The sequence below is a fragment of the Pseudaeromonas pectinilytica genome, assembly GCF_054780855.1.
The window spans coordinates 1-19,600 of record NZ_BAAGVN010000005.1 but is presented as its reverse complement, the minus strand read 5'-3'; the positions used below and the strand labels follow the sequence as shown (position 1 = coordinate 19,600).

The window sequence follows — 19,600 nt, the reverse complement described above, 5'->3', positions numbered from 1 at the left end:
TTGTTTCTGGCCATGATTTAACCCTCCAGAACAGAACCCTTTAAGTGTAGTCCTGAAGGGCTGAATCATGGTGGTAATCAGGTCAAGGGTTACAAGGGCTTCCGTATTTTGTATTGACAACAGATACACACACACCTAGAGTTTGTGTATCTGTTGTCATTACATAGGGGCTGGTTATGCGAGCTGCTGCCATCAACTTACGCGCCTTGCCGGAGCAGCGGGATCTGATCGATCACGCGGCGAGTCTGCTGGGTAAAAACCGCTCGGACTTTATGCTGGAGGCCTCGTGCGAGCGGGCTCAGGCGGTGTTGCTCGATCAGGTGTTCTTCGGGCTGGATGAAGAGAAATTCCGGCAGTTTGCCGCCATGCTGGACGCCCCGCCCGGGGATAACGAGGGGCTGGCGCGGCTGATGGCGGTCAAGGCGCCGTGGGTGAGTGATGCCCAGAGCCGTGAGCCATGAGTTTGAAACTTTTGGCACCGCAACCTTTGACGGCGGTGCATCGGGTGAACGATTTTGCCTGTGGGGAGCCGTCGCTGGATGAGTGGCTCAAACGCCGGGCGCTGAACAATCAGCAAAGTGGTGCCAGTAGAACCTTTGTGGTGGTGGATGAAGCGGATCAGGTTCTGGGCTATTACGCGCTGGCCGCCGGGGCTGTGGCTCATCAACTGGCAACCGGTGCGGTCCGCCGTAATATGCCGGATCCGGTTCCTGTGCTGGTGCTGGGCCGACTCGCGGTGGACAGTCGCGCCCAGGGTATCCAGTTGGGGGCGGGGATGTTGCAAGATGCGGTAAACCGCGCCATCAGCGTATCCCAGAACACGGGCGTGCGTGCCCTGCTGGTCCAGGCCCTGAACGAGCAGGCCCGCGGGTTTTACCAGCACTACGGTTTTGTGCCGTCCCCCCACAACCCTATGACCCTGATGCTGTGCCTCCATACCCTCAGATCCTGAGGACTAAAATCTGAAAGCCTACGGACTGGGCGAATGCGAGACACTGGATCACGGTTTTGTTGAAAACCTCATAAAATCAAGGCCTCTACTCAGCTGGGTCACTAACCGGGGCCTAGCATGGGTTAAGCGTTATGCTGATTCATGAGCCGATCCCTGCTAGGATAGCGCCCCGTGACGATGCCCGTTTTCTTCTGTTGGCATCACAAGTTCTTGTGGAGTCTTTCGTGTCCTTATCCATTTCCCAATTGCAAGCGTCCCTCTCCAGTTGCCTGTCGATGGACCGGCTCCGTATCAGCCGCCGTCTGCGCGGTGTGGAGAAGGTGCCGGAGAAGAAACGGCAACCGATCCTCGAAACCCTGGCGCTGGAGATAGCGGCAGCCCAATTGCGGGCCGAGGAGCGAGCGGGCAAGGTTCCCAAACTCGAGTATCCGGCTGACTTACCGGTCAGTCAGAAGAAGGATGATATCGCCGCCGCCATCGCCGCTCATCAGGTGGTGATCGTCGCCGGTGAAACCGGCTCGGGCAAGACCACCCAGTTGCCGAAGATCTGCCTGGAAATTGGCCGCGGCATCCAGGGGCTGATTGGCCATACCCAGCCCCGGCGCCTAGCGGCCCGCAGCGTTGCCAGCCGGATTGCCGAGGAGCTCAAGTGCGAGCTGGGCTCGGCGGTGGGGTACAAGGTGCGCTTTAACGATCAGGTCAGCACCGACTCCTACGTCAAGCTGATGACCGATGGCATCTTGCTGGCCGAGATCCAGAATGACCGTCTGCTCAGTCAATACGACACTCTCATCATCGATGAGGCTCATGAGCGCAGCCTGAACATTGACTTTATCCTGGGCTACCTCAAGCAGCTGTTGCCTCGGCGTCCGGATTTAAAAGTCATCATCACCTCGGCCACCATAGATCCGGAGCGTTTCGCCAAACACTTTGGCAAGGCACCGATCATCGAGGTTTCCGGCCGCACCTATCCCGTCGAGACCCGCTACCGCCCTCTGATGGAGGGGAGTGAGCAGAAGGATCCGCTGCAGGGCATCTTCGATGCGGTGGACGAACTCTGCCATGAGGGGCTGGGCGATATCCTGATCTTTATGAATGGCGAGCGGGAAATTCGCGACACCGCCGATGCTCTGCGCAAGCGCAATATCCGCGATACCGAAATCCTGCCGCTCTACTCGCGGCTGTCGAACGCCGAGCAGAACCGGGTGTTCAGCCCCCATGCCGGGCGACGCATAGTCCTGGCCACCAATGTGGCGGAAACCTCGCTCACTGTGCCCGGTATTCGCTATGTCATAGATCCGGGGACGGCGCGGATCAGCCGTTATTCGGCGCGCACCAAGGTGCAGCGCCTGCCCATAGAGCCCATCTCCCAGGCCAGTGCCAATCAGCGTAAAGGCCGTTGCGGTCGGGTTGCGCCCGGGATCTGCATCCGGCTGTATGACGAGGCGGATTATATGGGTCGGCCTGAGTTTACCGATCCGGAAATTCTGCGCACCAATCTCGCTTCGGTCATCTTGCAGATGCTCTCTCTGGGGCTGGGCGATATGGCCAGCTTCCCGTTTGTCGAGCCGCCCGATAGCCGCCAGATCAGTGATGGCGTGCGCCTGCTCGAAGAGTTGGGCGCGCTGGATACCCGCGAGCAGATCGCGGCCGCCCGGCAATCGGCTCAGTCTGCCGTCCAAGGTCATCGTCACCCGGCACGGGAGCCCAAGCCTGGCGAATTACGCCTGACTCCGCTGGGCAAGCAACTGGCGCGCATTCCGCTGGACCCGCGTCTGGCGCGCATGGTGCTTGAAGCGCCCAAATTCGGCGTGCTGGAGGAGGTGCTGATCATCACTGCCGCGCTCTCCATTCAGGATCCCCGCGAGCGGCCCATGGAGAAGAAGCAGGCCAGTGATGAGCAGCATCGCCGCTTCGAGGATAAGGATTCAGATTTCATCGCCTTCCTGAATCTGTGGAACTATCTGCAGGCGGCCCAGAAGGAGGACAGTCAGAACCAGTTCCGCAAGCGCTGTCAGCACGAATTTCTGGCCTACCTGCGGGTGCGCGAGTGGCAGGATATCCACTATCAGGTGCGCCAAGCCACCCGCGAGTTGGGGCTGCTGCATAACGAGATCCCCGGCGACGGCATCTCCATCCATAAGGCGCTGCTCAGCGGTCTGCTCAGTCATATCGGCACCAAAGATGGCGAGAAGCAGGAGTTTATCGGCGCCCGCAATGCCCGTTTCATGCTGTTCCCGGGCTCTGGCCTGTTCAAGAAGCCGCCCAAGTGGGTGATGGCCGCCGAGCTGACCGAAACCTCGCGGCTATTTGCCCGCACCGCCGCGCGCATTCAGCCGGAATGGATTGAGCCCTTGGCCCAGCACCTCATCAAGCGCTCCTATTCGGATCCACGCTGGTCGAAGAAGGCCGGCGCCGTGCTCGCGAGCGAAAAGGTTACCCTCTATGGCCTGACCATAGTGCCGGAGCGGGAGGTGCAGTACAGCCTTATCGATCCGGCGCTGTGTCGGGAGCTGTTTATCCGTCGTGCCCTGGTGGAAGGGGATTTCGAGACCCGTCACGCCTTCTTCAAGCAGAACCGCGCCCTGCTCGCCGAAGTGGAAGAGCTGGAGCACAAGTCCCGCCGCCGCGACATTCTGGTGGATGACGAGACGCTGTTTGCCTTCTACGACGAGCGCATTCCCCATGATGTGGTGACCGGTCGTCATTTTGATACCTGGTGGAAGAAGGCCGCCCAAAGCGAGCCGGAGCTGCTCAACTTCGAGCGCGAGATGCTGATGAAGGGCGATGCCAGCCATATCAGCGATCTCGACTACCCCAACTTCTGGCACCAGGGGCGCATCAAGCTCAAGCTCTCCTACCAGTTCGAGCCTGGTACCGATGCCGATGGGGTGACGGTGCATATTCCTCTACCCATCTTGAACCAGATCGAGGCGGTGGGTTTTGACTGGCAGATCCCAGGCCTGCGCCACGACTTGCTGGTTGCGCTCATCAAGGCGCTGCCCAAGCAACTGCGCAAGAACTTTGTCCCGGCGCCCAACTACGCCTCGGCGCTCAATCAGGCGCTCAGTCCCGAGATGGGGCCGCTGCTGGATTGTCTGGAGAAACAGCTCAAGCGCATGAGCGGCGTGACCATACCGCGGGAGAGCTGGGATCTGAGCGCAGTGCCGGATCACCTGAAAATCACCTTCCGGGTGGTGGATGACAAGGGCAAGAAGATTGCCGAGAGCAAGGATCTGCCCAACCTCAAGCTCGAGTTGCAGGGCAAGGTGCAAGAGGCCCTAAGCCAGGTGGCCGATAACGATATCGAGCAGGCGGGGCTGACCCTCTGGAGCTTTGGCCCGCTGCCCCAGGAGTACAGCCAGAAGCGCGGCGGTTTCGAGATGAAGGCGTATCCGGCCATCATCGACAACAAGGATTCGGTGGCCATCCAGCTGTTTGACTCCCAAGTGGCCCAGGCCCAGGCCATGTGGGCGGGCCAGCGACGCCTGGTGCTGCTCAACGTGCCCAATCCCATCAAATACTTGCAAGAGAAGCTGCCGAACAAGGCCAAGCTGGGGCTCTATTTCAACCCCTTTGGCAAGGTGGCGGATCTGATAGATGATTGCATCGCCTGTGGCTGTGATCAGCTGATGGCGGCGCAAGGGGCACCGAAGTGGAACGCCGACGAGTTCGAGGCGATGAAGGAGCGCATTCGCGCCGATCTCAACGAATCCGTGGTCGAGATCGCCAAGCTGGTCGAGCAGATCCTGACCGCCGCCCATGGCATCAAAAAATCCCTCAAGGGGAGAGTGACTCTGGAGCTGGCCTATGCCCACTCGGATATCCAGACCCAGCTGGAACGGCTGATCCATCGCGGTTTTGTCACCGAAACCGGTCACCAGCGCTTGCCGGATCTGCTGCGCTATCTCAAGGCCATCGAGCGGCGCATGGAGAAGATCCCGACCGATCCGAATCGGGACCGGCTTTATATGCTCAAGGTGCAGTCGGTGGAGCAGGAGTACCAGCAACTGAAAAACAAGTTGCCCAAGGGCCAGCCGGTACCGGGGGAGGTGAGCGATATCCGCTGGATGCTCGAAGAGCTGCGGGTCTCGTTCTTCGCCCAGACCCTGGGTACACCCTATCCCATCTCGGATAAGCGGGTCTCCCAGGCCATCCAAGCGGTGAAGATCTGACGCAAGATGGTCCCATCGTGGCAAGGCCTGTCAGTTAGCGAAGGAGAGATAGCCTTTTGAGCCAACCGTTGGCGGCAGGGATGCCGCCATCGAGCCCCCATGGAAGGGTTTACGGCGAGTTGGCGAGAGAGGTTGTCTCTCCCGAACATCTTAACTAATACGCCTTTGCTCTATCCCGGTGGGGATGGGGCTGCTTCAGAAACTGGCGCCCAGGCTCATGGGTGTGCCGCCACTCCTGCGAGATTTTGTGCCACGGCTAACAGCCAACGGGTCATGGAATCCTTATGCTGTGACCCTTTCGCATGAAGCGCATAAGTTCGCAGGAGGCTGCTATGAAAAATACATTCGATCATCCACTTCCGGATGCTAAAGGTTACTTTGGTGAGTTTGGGGGCAGTTTTGTGCCCGCCGAATTACAGATCATCATTGATGAGATCACCGAGGCCTATCACGCCATCCGCCAGGATCCGGTATTTTTGGCAGAGCTGACCCGTTTGTATCAGCATTTTGTCGGTCGTCCGAGCCCGATTTTTCATGCCCAGAGCCTGTCGGAGCGCTACGGGGCGCCTATCTATCTCAAGCGCGAAGATCTCAACCACACCGGAGCTCACAAGATCAACCACTGCCTGGGTGAGGCGCTGCTGGCCAAGAAGATGGGCAAGAAGAAGGTGATCGCCGAGACTGGCGCCGGTCAACACGGGGTGGCACTGGCGACCGCCGCTGCCCTCGTGGGGCTGGAGTGTGACATCTATATGGGGGAGGTGGATATTGCCAAGGAGCATCCGAACGTGGTGCGGATGCGCATTCTCGGTGCCAATGTGATACCGGTGACCCATGGCCGCAAGACTCTCAAGGAGGCGGTCGATGGCGCCTTTGAAGCCTACCTGGCCGATCCTGTGACCCAGCTCTATGCCATCGGCTCCGTGGTGGGGCCTCATCCGTTCCCTATGATGGTTCGGGATTTCCAATCGATCATCGGCAATGAGGCGCGGATCCAGTTCCAACAGATGACCGGCAAGCTGCCAGACAATTTGGTCGCCTGTGTCGGCGGTGGCTCCAATGCCATGGGGCTGTTCAGCGCCTTCTTGAACGATGCCAGCGTCAAGATCCACGGCGTCGAGCCGGCTGGACGTGGCGTTGACATTCCGGGGGAGCACGCCGCCAGTCTGACCAAGGGAGAGCCCGGGATCATGCATGGCTTCAAGTCCTACATGCTCAAGGACGAACAGGGCGAGCCGCAGGAGGTCTACTCGGTGGCCAGCGGTCTGGATTATCCAGCCGTCGGCCCGCAGCATAGCTATTTGAAAGATGCTGGGCGGGTGCAGTATGGGGTGATTGATGACAAGGAGGCTATCGATGCTTTCTTCACACTCTCGCGCAGTGAAGGGATCATCCCGGCCATCGAATCTGCCCACGCCGTGGCCTATGCCATCAAGCTGGCTCAGCAAGGCGAGAAGGGCAGCATTCTCGTCAACCTCTCCGGCCGAGGCGACAAGGATATCGACTTCGTGATCAAGAACTATGGTGCCCAATACGGCATAGGTTCACTGATCTGAGTCCACCGGCTTTTCAGATCCTTGCAACAGAGGGTGCTTCGGCTCCCTCTGTTATTCCACCATGCAGCCTTTCTTATATTCTCTATCGCAGATATTTCGTTAAATAGCTGGGCAGCGCGTTCGGCCATAAACAGAGCGGCGGCCCCCTGCTGTTCAGAGTCGGCAGGGGGATATCAACCGTTGGCAGCCCCATGAAACCAACCGGTGGCGGCAGGGATGCCGCCATCGAGTCCCGTGGATGAGTTTACGGCGTGTTGGCGAGAGACGGAGTCTCTCTCGAACCTCTTAACTGACATTACAGATGACGGAGGCATTGTATTCCGCTGCACTGGCCGCGACGGCGAGGTGAATTACAGCTGGCGGTAGTGAAACTCGGTGATGGCGTAGGCTTCGAGCAGGGCCTGAGTCACCGCCAACTGACTGATTTGGCACTCCTTGCGCTCTACCAGCGCCACCGCTTGCACATCATCCGGGGCGAATCCGGCCATCCGCAGCATCACCAGGGCCGATTGCAGGGGTGGCAAGCTGGGATTGAAGGCCGCGTTTTCGGCATAACGCCCGCAAAAAATCTCACCCTGGTGGGTCCGTAGTGCAACCCCGGCATGGCTGTGACTGTAGGGGGCATAACTGCGGATGGCCGCCGCTCTGGCCGTTTGCAGCAGAGGGTCTGAAGGCTCTTCCAGCGCGGGCAATGAGTGCTGTTGGCTAACCAGCAAGGCATCCGTTACGCCCAAATCCCGTGGGCCAAATGCTGCAGGGAGCAACTCCTGTAATGTTTGCTGAGTGCTGGGCAGATAGACGGTCAATCCTTGAGCCGAGATGGTTTCATTCATGAATTGACGGCAGTGACCGCAGGGCGAGGCATTGATGGTGATACCGACCAAGCCGGTCTCGCCATGGAGCCAGGCATGGTTGATGGCACACTGTTCGGCGTGAATGGTCTGGCCCAGGCTTTGCTGGGCAAACTCCATATTGGCGCCGAGATAAAAGTTGCCCGAGGCTCCCCAGACGATGGCGCCGACATGAAAGTGTGAGATCAGGGCGTAGGAGTAGGCGGCGGCAACGGGCAATAGCGCCAGCGTAACCCCCCGGCAATCCAGGCCACTGGCCTCGATCAATACCTGCATCAAGGAGGCGGGGATCACGGCCAGCGAGTGATGCTGCTGCAGATGCTGGTTGAGCGGTGCTTGCAGCGCTGACGGCAGTTGGTCAATTGCTTGTTGAACCGCCTGTTGAACCTCAGGGAGTACAGAAAAAGCTGATGGTGACTGTGATGATGACATAGAAGGCTCCAGCGAATGAGGGCCCATTTTATGAAGCAGGCCCCGGGGAGTTTTGCCACAGCGGACACAGTTTTGCAGGGTGGCAAAAGGCAAACGTTTCTCGAGATGCACGCTGTGCGGATGATCACAGAACCGAGGTTAGCCAGCCATACAGTGCGAACATCAGCGGTGCCAAAATCGCGGTCAACAGACCGCAGGCCACCATGGCCAGAGACGAAAACGCCCCCTGGCTGGTGCCTTTTTCGGCGGCAGCGGCGGTCCCCACGGCATGGGAGCAGGCGCCCATGGCCAGTCCCTGGGCTTGCGGATCTGTGACGCCAAATAACTTCAGCAGCGGGAAACCCACGACAGCACCGAGAATGCCGACCAGCACCACAATGGCCGCCGCGATGGCCGCAACACCTCCCAGGCTGGTACTGACGCTCATGGCCAAGGGTGTGGTGATCGAGCGGGTGGCAATCGAGCTCATGATCTGCGATGGCACAGGCAGCAGGCTGCAGGTGATAAAGGTGATACCGACGCTGATCACCACAGAGATAGAGCAGCAGATCAGGATAGGTTTAAGCCGGGCTTTGATCTGGCTTGCTTGCTGGTATAGGGGAATGGCCAGCGCAACGACGGCGGGCTCCAGCAGCAGGTGGATGGGGAGGGCGCCCGACTGGTACTCCGCTAAGGGCCAACCAAAGAAGCTGATCAGCGCCATGATGATCAGCATCGGGATCAGTACCGGGTTGATAAACGGCAGCGGCTTTAGCCGGTAGAGCTGACGGGTTAACCAATACAGGAGCAGCGTCAATGGGATAGCGAAGTAGAAAATCATCGGTTCATTCTCTGATAAAGCCTTCCGACCACCAGCAGGATCAAGCTGATCCCCAGCACCACGTTCAACATGATCACTCCGAGGGAGGCCATGACGGTATCCAGATAGGCGAGTAGTCCGACCGCAACCGGAATAAACAGCAACGCCATATGACGGAGTAACAAGGAGGCCGAGGGCTCAATCCAGTGCATGCGCACCAGTTGGAAGTTCAATAGTATGAACAGGATCAGCATACCCAGTATGCTGCCGGGAAACGCGAATGGCAGGAGCGAGGAGATCCATTTGCCGACGGCAAGACAGGCCAAGATGATAAGAAAACTACCCAAATAGCCGATCAGGCGCTGTAGCATCTGCTGATTCGTCATATGCGATACAACCAAAAATCACGGATGGCTCACACTTTACCATGTTCTTATGGTTTCGGCAGGCGGAATCATGAGTCTGTGGCGTCGCGTTCAGTTCATGTTTATCTACAGCAGTTACACTGTAAATCAGAGCGCTAGAAATGAATAAGGGCAAGTCGGTGTTCTGACTTGCCCTTACTGTTGCTCGCTGCCCTTGAGGCAGTGTGTTACATGGTACATGAATTAACTCTACTTACGTCGACCCCCAGTATAGCGGTCGTTTACTGCTACCCAATGACTGTTCCGAATCTAAGTAGCAACTTAACTATAGCGCAGATTTTTTCGTGTAAAGGTATAAATTGAAAAAATGTTTGTCGCTGCCATCCGGCACCTAGACCTATCCAAGCAGGGATCCGATTGTATGAAAACACCCACCACCTGGTTTGACGCGCTGACAGCGTATTCACCTGCCGCAGGTTTGCTGGCAACACCTGCGCGACAAGGCGCGGTCTGGTCGGTGCGGCTGGATAATATCAGCCCGGCAGCCATCCGCCTGGGCGAATGGCTGTTGTTCGACGGCTTAGCCGCTACGTCCACGACTCCCATCTATGGCGAAGGTTTCCAGATGCTGGCACAAACTGATGGCACCTGGGCTGAGCCACAGCCGATCGGGCGCTGCCCCGATGCCAGTGTCTATCGCATCACCCCGGATGACGGCTATCACAGCATTCACAATCTGCTGATGTATCAGAGCGATGGCGGCTGGATCCTGCTGGGATTTGCCAGTTGTCACCGCTTCGGCGGCGAGTTTCGCCTCTACCCGGACGGCCGACTGCAGATCCTGATGAACACCGAAGGTTTGAGCCTGCTGCCAGGTGCGCACTGGGACAGTGAGTCGTTGGTGATCCTCACAGGGGAAGATAAATCACAACTGCTTGCCGAGTTCTCCCTGCACATCAATCGTGCGCACCCTGCGCTGCCAACTCAGCCCCGTGCGACGGGCTGGTGTTCCTGGTATCACTACTACGCCGAGGTCACCCGTAAGGCGATTGAAGAAAATGTGCTGCAGATGCAGCAACGTTTTCCTGCGCTCGAGTATGTGCAAATTGATGACGGTTATCAGAGTGCTATGGGGGATTGGTTACTGCCGTCGGATCGCTTCGACGGGGGATTGTTACCGCTACTGGCCTCAATCCGCGACTCAGGCCGGGAGCCTGCGCTCTGGGTTGCCCCCTTTATTGCCGAGCCGGGTTCGCAGATTTTCCAGCAGCATCCGGATTGGTTTATTCGGGATGCTGACGGCACGCCACTACCGGCCGAAAAAGTGACCTATGGCGGCTGGCGCTGTACTCCCTGGTATGTGCTCGATGGCACCTTACCTGCGGTGCAGCAACATCTACGACAGCTATTTCATACCTTGCGACATGAATATGGCATTCGCTATTTCAAGCTGGATGCCAACTTCTGGGGTGCGCTGCACGGCGGCCAGTTTGCGGATCGGCGTGCTACGCGGATCCAGGCCTATCGCCGGGGGATGGCCGCCATCCTTGAGGGTACCGGTGACGACGTCTTCTTGCTCGGTTGTAACGCCCCCTTCTGGCCATCCCTTGGCTTGGTTCATGGCATGCGGGTTGCGGATGATGTGGAGCGTAGCGGCCATCGTTTCCGACAGATTGCCCGGGAGATCTTCTCCCGCAGCTGGCAGGCCGACACACTCTGGCAACTGGATCCGGATTGTCTGTGTTTGCTGGACATTCCAGGGCAGAGTGCTAGCCCGGCCGAATACAGCTTTCATGCCGCTATGATGGCGGCTTGCGGTGGCATGTTGTTATTAGGTGATCGGTTAGCCGATCTGGGAACCTATCAACAACAGGTGGTGGCTGGATTGCAGAAATTGGCCCAAGCGCGGGCACCGGCGGCGCGGTTTGCCGATGATCGTTATCTTCTGGGCCAACTGCCGTGGGAGCAGGGGACCCTGTGTTGCTATTTCAATTGGCAAGCGGATCCGATGACTCTGGAGTTGCCGCTTGCGAGCCAGGATTTTTGGTCGCAAGAGCCGCTGCCGCAGGGTGAGTGGACTCTGCCGGCGTATGGCGGTTTGGTGATATGGCATCCGGCCAGGGTATAAAGCCTGCCATTCGATCATAAAAAAGGCCTGCATTTGCAGGCCTTTTGATGTCAGCTTCACCCCAAGTTGCTTAGTCTTGGGTGAGTGCTTCGTTATGGACGCCCATCACGGCACGGCCTGACGGATCGGCCATCAGCTTGAATTGCTCATCCCATTCCAGCGCCTTCGGTGTGGAGCAGGCCACTGACTTGCCGTAAGGCACACAGCGCGCGGCTGATTCCAGCGGGAAATGCTCTTCGAAGATGGCGCGGTAGAAGTAGGCTTCCTTGGTCAACGGTGTGTTGATCGGGAAACGGAAGCTGGCGGCCTCAAACATCTGATCGCTGACTTCATTCTCGACATGCACCTTCAGACTATCGATCCAGGAGTAACCGACACCGTCAGAGAACTGTTCTTTTTGACGCCAGGCCACTTCTTTCGGCAGATAGTGTTCGAAGGCCTCACGCAGCAGATGCTTCTCAATCTTGCCGTTGCCGCACATCTTGTCTTTCGGATTGACACGCATGGCGACATCCATGAACTCCTTGTCGAGGAAAGGCACGCGACCTTCCACACCCCAAGCCGCCATAGATTTGTTCGCCCGCAGACAGTCGTACATATGCAATTGCGACAGCTTGCGAACCGTTTCCTCGTGGAATTCCTTGGCATCGGGTGCTTTATGGAAGTAGAGGTAACCGCCGAACAACTCATCAGAGCCTTCACCGGACAACACCATCTTGATACCCATGGCCTTGATATAGCGAGCCATCAGATACATGGGGGTGGAAGCCCGGATGGTAGTGACGTCGTAGGTTTCCAGGTGATAAATCACATCACGCAAGGCATCCAGACCTTCTTGCACCGTAAAGGTGATCTGGTGGTGGATGGTACCTAGGTGATCGGCGACTTTTTGCGCCGCAGCCAGATCCGGTGAGCCGGTGAGACCAACAGCAAACGAATGCAGCTGTGGCCACCAGGCTTCGGACTTGCCGTCATCTTCCACGCGGCGAGCCGCATACTGCTTGGTGACAGCGGAGATGATCGAGGAGTCGAGGCCGCCGGATAACAAGACACCATAAGGCACGTCACACATCAGTTGACGCTTAACGGCGTCTTCCAGTGCATCGCGCAGCGCCAGCTTGTCGGTGACGTTATCCTTGATGTTGTCGTATTCCATCCAGTCCCGCTCATAATAGCGGGTCAGCTCGCCGTCCTTGCTCCACAGGTAATGTCCTGGCGGGAACTCCTGGACACTCTTGCAGACCGGAGTCAGCGCCTTCATCTCGGAGGCAACATAGAAATTGCCATTCTCGTCATAACCCATATACATGGGGATAATGCCCATATGGTCACGACCGATCAGGTAGGCATCTTGCTCGGCATCGTAAAGGATGAAGGCAAAAATACCGTTGATCTCGTCGAGAAAGGCCGGGCCCTTCTCCTTATACTTGGCCAGAATGATTTCGCAATCCGAGCCAGTCTGGAACTGAAAATCGACGCTCAGCGTCTTTTCCAGATCTTTATGATTATAAATTTCGCCGTTTACGGCCAGGACGTGAGTTCGTTCAGGGTTATAGAGCGGTTGCGCACCATTACCCGGATCCACGATTGACAGACGTTCGTGTACCAGAATGGCTTTATCGGTGCTGTAAATACCAGACCAATCAGGGCCACGATGACGCAGACGCTTGGACATCTCCAACGCGGTCTTGCGCAAGGCAACGGCGTCAGATTTGATGTCCAGAATACCAAAGATAGAACACATGCTTCCTTTATCCTCGAATAGTTGGGCCCCACGTTGGCCCACTGGTCCTTTTCATTCCTCACCCGCCAATCTGCCAGAGGGCGCCGACCCACTGCAAGCAGAAATGTCAGTTTCAGAGCATTCAACGGCAAGTTTGGTGCAACTGCGTGGAAAATCGTCACTTTAGATCAGGTCAATGTCGGCTACTGACTCAAAAATATGATTCGGACGGTAGGGCACCTTGTCGATATCACTCATCTTGCTGACACCAGAGAGGACCAGCACCGTTTCGAGCCCGGCCTGAAAGCCGGCAAGAATATCGGTGCGCAGATTATCGCCAATGATCATGGTGTCTTCCGAGTGGGCCTGCATCTTGTTCAAGGCGGCACGGATGATCCAGGCGCTGGGTTTACCAACATAAAATGGCTGCTTACCCGTCATCCGCTCGATGGGCGCACACAGAGCACCGCAGGCGGGATACATATGCGGGCCGTGAGTATCCGGGTTGGTGGCAATGAAGCGAGCTCCTCGATCAACAAACTGGGCTGCTTGCTGGATCATGTTCCAGTTGTAGTTTCGAGTTTCGCCGACCACCACAAAATCAGGATCCACATCCGTGATACTGAAACCAGCCATGTAGAGTTCATGGGTGAGAGCCCCTTCGCCCACCACATAGACCTTTCGGCCTTCCTGACGGGTGAGAAAGGCTGCGGTGGCCATCGCCGAGGTATAAAAACAGTTTTCGGGTACATGGACCCCTGCGCTTTGAAAGCGATTTTGCAGGTCTTTGGGGGTTTGTCCGGGATAATTCGTAACGAACAGGAGAGGGGTTTCCTGTTCAATCAAGCGATGCACAAAGCCATCGGCGCCAGGGATCAGCTGATTATTGTGTAAAATCACGCCGTCGATATCACAGATAACACTTCGCTTACTACTCAAATGGTGCTCCTTGGCTACATATGGTGCATCCCTCAGGTTGTATCTGGAGTTCAAGAGCTTTGCAATGTTTGTTGTTATCCGTGACTTGAACGCGTGCATCAGCAGAATAATCTGCGGGTTTATGGCATTAGTCGTGGAAATTGAATTCAAATTGCAGTTTTACCAAGTTAATCTGCATACCATCAATGAGCCGAAGCATGTACCTGAATGGCGGAGTATGAAGTAATGGACAAGTTTGTCGCCGGGTTACCCAAAATCGAGCTGCATGTGCATATCGAAGGGACGCTGGAGCCGGAGCTGCTCTTCGCATTAGCCGAACGGAATCATATTGAACTGCCTTATCCGGATGTCGACAGCCTGCGGTCTGCTTATCAATTTACCAATCTGCAGTCGTTCCTGGATCTCTATTATCAGGGGGCTGCGGTGTTGCAGACCCAGGCCGATTTTTTTGATTTGACCTGGGCCTACCTGCTGCGTTGCCAGCAGGACAACGTGGTCCATACCGAAATTTTCTTCGATCCCCAGACCCACACCCAGCGAGGCATCAGCTTCGAGACGGTTATTCTGGGCATACAGTCGGCGCTGGAGCAGGGGGAGCGGGAGTTGGGGATTACCAGTCGCCTGATCCTGTGCTTTCTGCGTCATCTGTCTGAGGAATCGGCCTTTGCGACACTGGAACAGGCGTTACCCTTCAAAGCGTTGATCCACGGTATTGGTCTGGACTCTTCGGAGCTGGGCAATCCGCCCGAAAAATTTGCCCGGGTGTTCGCCCGTGCCAAGACAGAGGGCTGGCGCCTGGTCGCCCATGCCGGTGAGGAGGGGCCAGCATCCTATATCTGGGACGCCCTGGATCTGCTGCATGTGGATCGGGTGGACCATGGGGTACGGGCCATGGATGATCCCTTATTGCTGGCGCGCTTGGCAGCCGAGCGAATGCCGCTGACGGTGTGTCCGCTCTCCAATACTCGCCTGTGCGTCTATGCCACTATGGCCGAACACACTATTCTGGATTTATTGGATAAGGGGCTGTGCGTGACGGTCAACTCCGATGACCCCGCCTATTTTGGTGGTTACATGGGGGCCAATTATCAGGCCCTGGTTGATCATCTACAGGCCTCCAAAGAGCAGTTACGGCAACTGGCACTCAATTCGGTGGAAGCCAGTTGGTTGGGCGACAAGCAAAAAAGAGTGCTGGAACAACGCATTCTTGCCTATGTCTGATGATTGGCAGCTCGGGTAAATCAACCCCCGCGAGGTGATCTTGACGGGGGTTTTCTTTATCATGACGCGATTTTATGATTTTCGAACGAGTGTAGGTGTGCATGTCGACATCCCGTGATCCGGTCTTTGATACCCGTTTTAAACCCGGCTTTCTCCATCCTCGCCATTGGCCTACCTGGATCAGTTTGTTGCTATTAGTGGTGCTGGCCTGGTTTCCGGTGCGTCTGCGTGACGGGTTTGCCCGCAGCTTCGCCCCCTTGGTGATCCGTTTTTCCAAACGGCAGTGCAATGTGGCGCGTACTAATTTCCGGCTCTGCTTCCCCGAGCAAACCGAGGCCGAGCGTGAAGCGCTGCTCAAAAGCAGTATCGAAATCGGCTTGCAGACGTTCCTGGCATTTGCTGAAGCGACCAGTCTGCCCAAATCCATGTTCCTGCGCCGCTTCACCATCGAGGGGTGGGAGCATGTGACTCGGGAATTGGCGACCGGCAAGCCAATCATCTTCATGATCCCCCATTCCTGGGCCATCGATCTGGCTGGCTTGTATATGACCGCCCTGGGCTTACCCATGTGTACCATGATGCATAGTGCAAAAAACCCTGTGTATGACTGGTTTATCAATCGGCAGCGGGCGCGGTTTGGCGGCAAGATCTACGAGCGTAGCGTCGGTATCAAACCGGCTATTAAATCCATGCGGGACGGATTTCATTTTTTCTATCTGCCGGATCAGGATCATGGCGCGGACTTGAGCCTGTTTGTGTCGTTCTTTGGCCAGATGAAGGCGACGTTGCCGGCGTTACCCAAGTTGGTCAAATTAGCCGGTGCCAGCGTGATTCCGATGTTCAGTGCCTATAACCCGCAGTCTGGATGCTATGAGTTAATTTTCCGTCCAGCCATGGAGCCTTATCCAACAGCGGATCTGGAGGCCGATACCCGGCGCATGAATGAGGAAATCGAGATCATGCTCGACCCCAGACGCGAGCAGTATATGTGGTTCCTCAAATACTTCCGGACTCGTCCAGCCGGGGATTTGACCAAGGTGTATGACTAGTTCCAAGACGTTCTGAATAAACCCGAAAAGGATGCAAGGGTGGATTACAAAGAGCTGGCCGATCCGGCAACCCGGACTCTGGTCGAAGCATTACTCGGATCGGAGGCCATCACGGCCCGCAAGCGCTGGGCGTTGCTGCAGCTGAGCGTATGGCAGGAAAAGGGCTGGGTCGAATCCTTGGCTGCTGCAGGCTCCTACTGCATAACGCCTGTGGGGCGTCACTACTTTCAACATGCGCTGTTGGAGTTGCAGCTGCATCAGCAACCCGATGTGGAGCTGGATCTGCAGCAACTGGCGCTGGAACTGCCACCCCGGGTTCATCGGAAGGTGTTGGCCGCCGTGCTCCGCGGGAGCCGCGATTATCGCTGGGGCGATGACGAACTGGCTACGCTGGCGGCCGAGGGAACCTACGCAACCCTGGACGGTCTGCTCCGGATCCGCACTCAGGTGCCGTTCAATCTGTTCTTTACCCAGGGCGGTTTGCTGGATGCCAAACCGCAACTGCAGTTGCTTGGTGAGGTGATACTGCCTGAAGCGGCTCTTGAACAACTGCACAAGGTGCTCTGGACCGAGGCACCGCCTGAACAGATCATTACGGTAGAAAGCAGGGCTGCCTTCGTGACCTTGCAACCGCGAGCTGGACAGCTGGTACTCTTGACTCCGCCGCAGCATACCGGGCTCGCGGTGCGTTTTATCTCAGCGTTGACGCCCAACTTTACCTGGTGCCATTTCGGTGATTTACATCCCCGTGCACTGACTCACCAACTTCACCTGGCTGAACGCCTCAAGCGGCCACTGCACTTATTACTGCCCCAAGAACTGCCTGCGCTGGCTGCCCGGATGGGGAAACCATTACCTATGGACACGCGGTGGCGTCTAGCTGAAATCCCGACCTCACTGCAGTTGTCACTGGCCTCCTTGATTGATCAGCAGCGTTGGTTGGAGCATGAAGCGATGACGCTGTTTGTGCAGGATCAGCTTTCTGCTCTCTTGCCGTGACAATCTGGAGAAAAACCATTTTTTACCATTCGGCAGAGTGATATAACTGGCACTCGCACCCGTCTGGTGCCCCGTGCGGGGTCAACAGCGGGAGCAGGCCAGCTGCCATCGACAACCAAACAAAGACAGGGATTAACATGTTTGAACAGGTAACCGCCGCACCCGCTGATCCGATTCTGGGTCTGACCGATGAGTTCCGTAACGATGCCCGTAGCCACAAAATCAATTTGGGGGTTGGTATTTACAAGAATGATGCCGGAGACACACCGATCCTCTCCTGCGTCAAAAAAGCAGAGCAAATCCTGCTGGACACGGAAAAGACCAAAAATTACCTGAGCATTGAAGGCAATGCTGAATATGGCCAGTTGGTGCAGCATTTGCTGTTTGGTGCTGATCACGAGATTGTCACCAGCAAGCGCGCTCGTACGGCACAAGCTCCAGGTGGCACAGGTGCCCTGCGCATTGGGGCCGAATTTCTGTCCCGGCAAAAACTCAGTCGCAAGGTATGGATTTCCAATCCAACCTGGGTGAATCACTTCCAGGTTTTCGGTGCGGCGGGTTTAGAGACCGGGGAATATACCTATTACAACCCGGCGACCCGTGGACTCGACTTCGATGCCATGCTGCAATCCTTGTCCCAAGCCCAGGCTGGTGATGTGGTGCTGCTGCACGGTTGCTGCCACAACCCGACCGGGATTGACCCAACTCTCGAACAATGGGAAGTGCTGGCCAAGTTCTGTGCCGAGCGCCAATTGCTGCCGTTCTTCGATTTTGCCTATCAAGGATTTTCCCGTGGCGTCGATGAAGATGCGGCGGGTCTGCGTTTGTTTGCTCGCTTCAATCGCGAATTGCTAGTTGCTAGCTCTTTTTCCAAGAACTTTGGTCTGTATAACGAACGGGTCGGGGCCATCACCCTGGTGACCGAAGCCGAGGCGGTTGCGAATGTCGCCTTCAGTCAGGTCAAAGCAGCGATCCGGGCCAACTATTCCAATCCGCCTGCACACGGTGCCGCCGTAGTAACCACTGTCCTCAAGGACGCCGCGCTCAAACAGGAGTGGATTGCGGAAGTGACCCAGATGCGGGATCGGATCTGGCAGATGCGTGAGCTGTTTGTCGCCAAGCTCAAGGAGCAAGGCGTCCAGCAAGACTTCAGCTTCATGACCGAGCAGAACGGTATGTTCTCGTTCTCCGGTTTGAACAAGGATCAGGTCGCGCGGCTGAAGAATGAATTTGCGGTCTATATCGTTGGCTCAGGACGTATCAGTGTCGCCGGGATCACCAGTGGTAACATTGACGCTCTTTGTCAGGCCATTGCCAAGGTGTTGTGATGCGTTGTCGCCGAATGTGTTGGTTCATTCGGCGCCATTATATGGCGCATAAAAATGAAGCCATCATTGATGGCTTCATTTTTATAGATAGTTAACTCAGAATTTACTCTTGGCCGACGCTGACGCGTCAACTCGCGGGTATGATTTGGCCTAGCAACATGGTGAGATGCTGCTGCAGATACTGATGAAAATCGGCCCGGAACGGTGCTAAAACTTCATTTTGCAGCGCAAGTGTCATCATGGCACTGGGATGACTGAGCTTCCAACAGCCTACGATGGCAGCGAAAATATGTAACAACAAGTTGATAACCTGATCCAAACTCATACCAAATTGCTGGTTGAGTTGTATGCCTAATGGTTCAAAAACTTGCAAAATATAGGTTTTGAATGCGATGGCTTCTTCTTCGGTCAGGGGTTTTTCCAAGACATCAGCCAGAACAGCGGTCAATTTACAAAACAGGGGTTGTGCAACCAATGCTGCGGCCAGTTTCTCGACGCTGGGCGCCAGAAATACCTGTTGCAGTGATGGCGACAGAATAGCCAACTCTCGGCGATAAATTTCGAGAAATATCAGCTCCTTGACTCGGAAATAGCGATACAGAGCGGCTTTGGTAATACCGACTTCACCCGCTATTGTGCTGAGATTACATTCGTCGAGAGTATTATTGGCTAATAAACCTTTCGCTGATGCCAGGATGGCTTCTACTCGATCTGTTTTTTCTTCTTGCCGTCTTGCTCGCCTGTACGGTCGCATTACCATTTTGCTCCATGTCTCCGAACCGGTCCTATAACGCATTCATTATCATAAGATAAGGCTAATATTGCTACTGAATTAGCTAAATCTTACGCCGTTCATCTGCTGTATATTTTATCACTCACCTGTNTAGGGAAGGTGCGAATAAGCAGGTCATTTCTTCCCAAGCTGACTCGCTGATTAAAATTTCGCGGATCTGGGCCGATTTTTTTCCCGCAAACACATCGAATCAGCCTGTTTAGGCTGTTTTTTCGACATTTCTGGCGTTATTTCCGGTTTTTACTGAGATCTCTCCCACTGACGTATCATTTGGTCCACCCGAAACAGGT

General features: G+C 56.1%; 15 protein-coding genes. 9 read left to right on the top strand and 6 right to left on the bottom strand.

Annotation, left to right across the window (positions count from 1 at the left end; all coding sequences use genetic code 11):
• Positions 1-176: 176 nt before the first annotated feature.
• From ACYVG7_RS00435 to trpB, 4 genes are all read left to right on the top strand, one after another.
• Entirely contained in the window at positions 177-461 is a 285-nt protein-coding gene (locus ACYVG7_RS00435; protein WP_460881289.1) for a type II toxin-antitoxin system TacA family antitoxin, read from the top strand.
• A complete protein-coding gene (locus ACYVG7_RS00430; RefSeq protein ID WP_460881288.1) occupies positions 458-952 on the top strand; it encodes a GNAT family N-acetyltransferase in 495 nt (164 codons plus the stop codon). The genes ACYVG7_RS00435 and ACYVG7_RS00430 overlap by 4 nt, the downstream gene beginning before the upstream one ends.
• A gap of 224 nt (positions 953-1,176) precedes the next feature.
• A complete protein-coding gene (gene hrpA / locus ACYVG7_RS00425) occupies positions 1,177-5,127 on the top strand; it encodes an ATP-dependent RNA helicase HrpA (protein ID WP_460881287.1) in 3,951 nt (1,316 codons plus the stop codon).
• A 332-nt stretch (positions 5,128-5,459) separates the two neighbouring features.
• Positions 5,460-6,683: a tryptophan synthase subunit beta gene (gene trpB / locus ACYVG7_RS00420; RefSeq protein ID WP_460881286.1), complete on the top strand. Its 1,224-nt coding sequence runs from the start codon at positions 5,460-5,462 to the stop codon at positions 6,681-6,683.
• Positions 6,684-7,033: 350 nt separating this feature from the next.
• Here the strand turns inward: trpB and cdd are convergent, their stop codons facing one another.
• The 3 genes from cdd to ACYVG7_RS00405 form a co-directional block, all read right to left on the bottom strand.
• The gene (gene cdd / locus ACYVG7_RS00415; protein ID WP_460881285.1) at positions 7,034-7,966 is read right to left on the bottom strand and encodes a cytidine deaminase; all 933 of its coding nucleotides are present in this window, start codon (positions 7,964-7,966) and stop codon (positions 7,034-7,036) included.
• 124 nt (positions 7,967-8,090) lie between these two features.
• The gene (locus ACYVG7_RS00410; RefSeq protein WP_460881284.1) at positions 8,091-8,786 is read right to left on the bottom strand and encodes an LrgB family protein; all 696 of its coding nucleotides are present in this window, start codon (positions 8,784-8,786) and stop codon (positions 8,091-8,093) included.
• Complete coding sequence (locus ACYVG7_RS00405; RefSeq protein WP_460881283.1) at positions 8,783-9,151, bottom strand: CidA/LrgA family protein; 369 nt, start codon at positions 9,149-9,151, stop codon at positions 8,783-8,785. Before ACYVG7_RS00405 ends, ACYVG7_RS00410 begins: the two co-directional genes overlap by 4 nt.
• A 400-nt stretch (positions 9,152-9,551) precedes the next feature.
• On the opposite strand from ACYVG7_RS00405, the gene ACYVG7_RS00400 reads away from it, so the two are divergent.
• Positions 9,552-11,258, top strand: coding sequence for a glycoside hydrolase family 36 protein (locus ACYVG7_RS00400; RefSeq protein WP_460881282.1), 1,707 nt, complete (start codon positions 9,552-9,554; stop codon positions 11,256-11,258).
• Positions 11,259-11,328: 70 nt separating this feature from the next.
• On the opposite strand, the gene asnB is transcribed toward ACYVG7_RS00400, so the two are convergent.
• Together asnB and ACYVG7_RS00390 are read right to left on the bottom strand one after the other, a co-directional pair.
• Positions 11,329-13,002 carry an asparagine synthase B gene (gene asnB / locus ACYVG7_RS00395; protein WP_460881281.1) on the bottom strand — a complete coding sequence of 558 codons (1,674 nt, stop codon included), beginning with the start codon at positions 13,000-13,002 and terminating at the stop codon, positions 11,329-11,331.
• A gap of 162 nt (positions 13,003-13,164) precedes the next feature.
• A complete protein-coding gene (locus tag ACYVG7_RS00390; protein ID WP_460881280.1) occupies positions 13,165-14,070 on the bottom strand; it encodes an HAD-IIA family hydrolase in 906 nt (301 codons plus the stop codon).
• Between the two features lie 75 nt (positions 14,071-14,145).
• Here ACYVG7_RS00390 and ACYVG7_RS00385 point away from each other — a divergent pair, with 75 nt between their 5' ends.
• The 4 genes from ACYVG7_RS00385 to ACYVG7_RS00370 all read left to right on the top strand — a co-directional run bounded on the left by ACYVG7_RS00385 (position 14,146) and on the right by ACYVG7_RS00370 (position 18,517).
• A complete protein-coding gene (locus ACYVG7_RS00385; RefSeq protein WP_460881279.1) occupies positions 14,146-15,141 on the top strand; it encodes an adenosine deaminase in 996 nt (331 codons plus the stop codon).
• Between the two features lie 101 nt (positions 15,142-15,242).
• The gene (gene lpxM, locus ACYVG7_RS00380) at positions 15,243-16,190 is read left to right on the top strand and encodes a lauroyl-Kdo(2)-lipid IV(A) myristoyltransferase (RefSeq protein WP_460881278.1); all 948 of its coding nucleotides are present in this window, start codon (positions 15,243-15,245) and stop codon (positions 16,188-16,190) included.
• A 39-nt stretch (positions 16,191-16,229) separates the two neighbouring features.
• Positions 16,230-17,189, top strand: a complete 960-nt coding sequence (locus tag ACYVG7_RS00375; RefSeq protein ID WP_460881277.1) for a hypothetical protein — start codon at positions 16,230-16,232, stop codon at positions 17,187-17,189.
• Positions 17,190-17,326: 137 nt separating this feature from the next.
• Positions 17,327-18,517, top strand: coding sequence for an amino acid aminotransferase (locus ACYVG7_RS00370; protein ID WP_460881276.1), 1,191 nt, complete (start codon positions 17,327-17,329; stop codon positions 18,515-18,517).
• A 127-nt stretch (positions 18,518-18,644) separates the two neighbouring features.
• Here the strand turns inward: ACYVG7_RS00370 and ACYVG7_RS00365 are convergent, their stop codons facing one another.
• Positions 18,645-19,277, bottom strand: a complete 633-nt coding sequence (locus ACYVG7_RS00365; protein ID WP_460881275.1) for a TetR family transcriptional regulator — start codon at positions 19,275-19,277, stop codon at positions 18,645-18,647.
• Positions 19,278-19,600 lie beyond the last annotated feature (323 nt).

Coding starts and splice junctions, on each gene's coding strand:
- trpB (WP_460881286.1), top strand. CDS start 5,460: ATGAAAAATACATTCGATCATCCACTTCCGGATGCTAAAGGTTACTTT.
- ACYVG7_RS00410 (WP_460881284.1), bottom strand. CDS start 8,786: ATGATTTTCTACTTCGCTATCCCATTGACGCTGCTCCTGTATTGGTTA.
- ACYVG7_RS00400 (WP_460881282.1), top strand. CDS start 9,552: ATGAAAACACCCACCACCTGGTTTGACGCGCTGACAGCGTATTCACCT.
- ACYVG7_RS00365 (WP_460881275.1), bottom strand. CDS start 19,277: ATGGTAATGCGACCGTACAGGCGAGCAAGACGGCAAGAAGAAAAAACA.
- lpxM (WP_460881278.1), top strand. CDS start 15,243: ATGTCGACATCCCGTGATCCGGTCTTTGATACCCGTTTTAAACCCGGC.
- asnB (WP_460881281.1), bottom strand. CDS start 13,002: ATGTGTTCTATCTTTGGTATTCTGGACATCAAATCTGACGCCGTTGCC.
- cdd (WP_460881285.1), bottom strand. CDS start 7,966: ATGTCATCATCACAGTCACCATCAGCTTTTTCTGTACTCCCTGAGGTT.
- ACYVG7_RS00370 (WP_460881276.1), top strand. CDS start 17,327: ATGTTTGAACAGGTAACCGCCGCACCCGCTGATCCGATTCTGGGTCTG.
- ACYVG7_RS00405 (WP_460881283.1), bottom strand. CDS start 9,151: ATGACGAATCAGCAGATGCTACAGCGCCTGATCGGCTATTTGGGTAGT.
- ACYVG7_RS00385 (WP_460881279.1), top strand. CDS start 14,146: ATGGACAAGTTTGTCGCCGGGTTACCCAAAATCGAGCTGCATGTGCAT.
- ACYVG7_RS00430 (WP_460881288.1), top strand. CDS start 458: ATGAGTTTGAAACTTTTGGCACCGCAACCTTTGACGGCGGTGCATCGG.
- ACYVG7_RS00435 (WP_460881289.1), top strand. CDS start 177: ATGCGAGCTGCTGCCATCAACTTACGCGCCTTGCCGGAGCAGCGGGAT.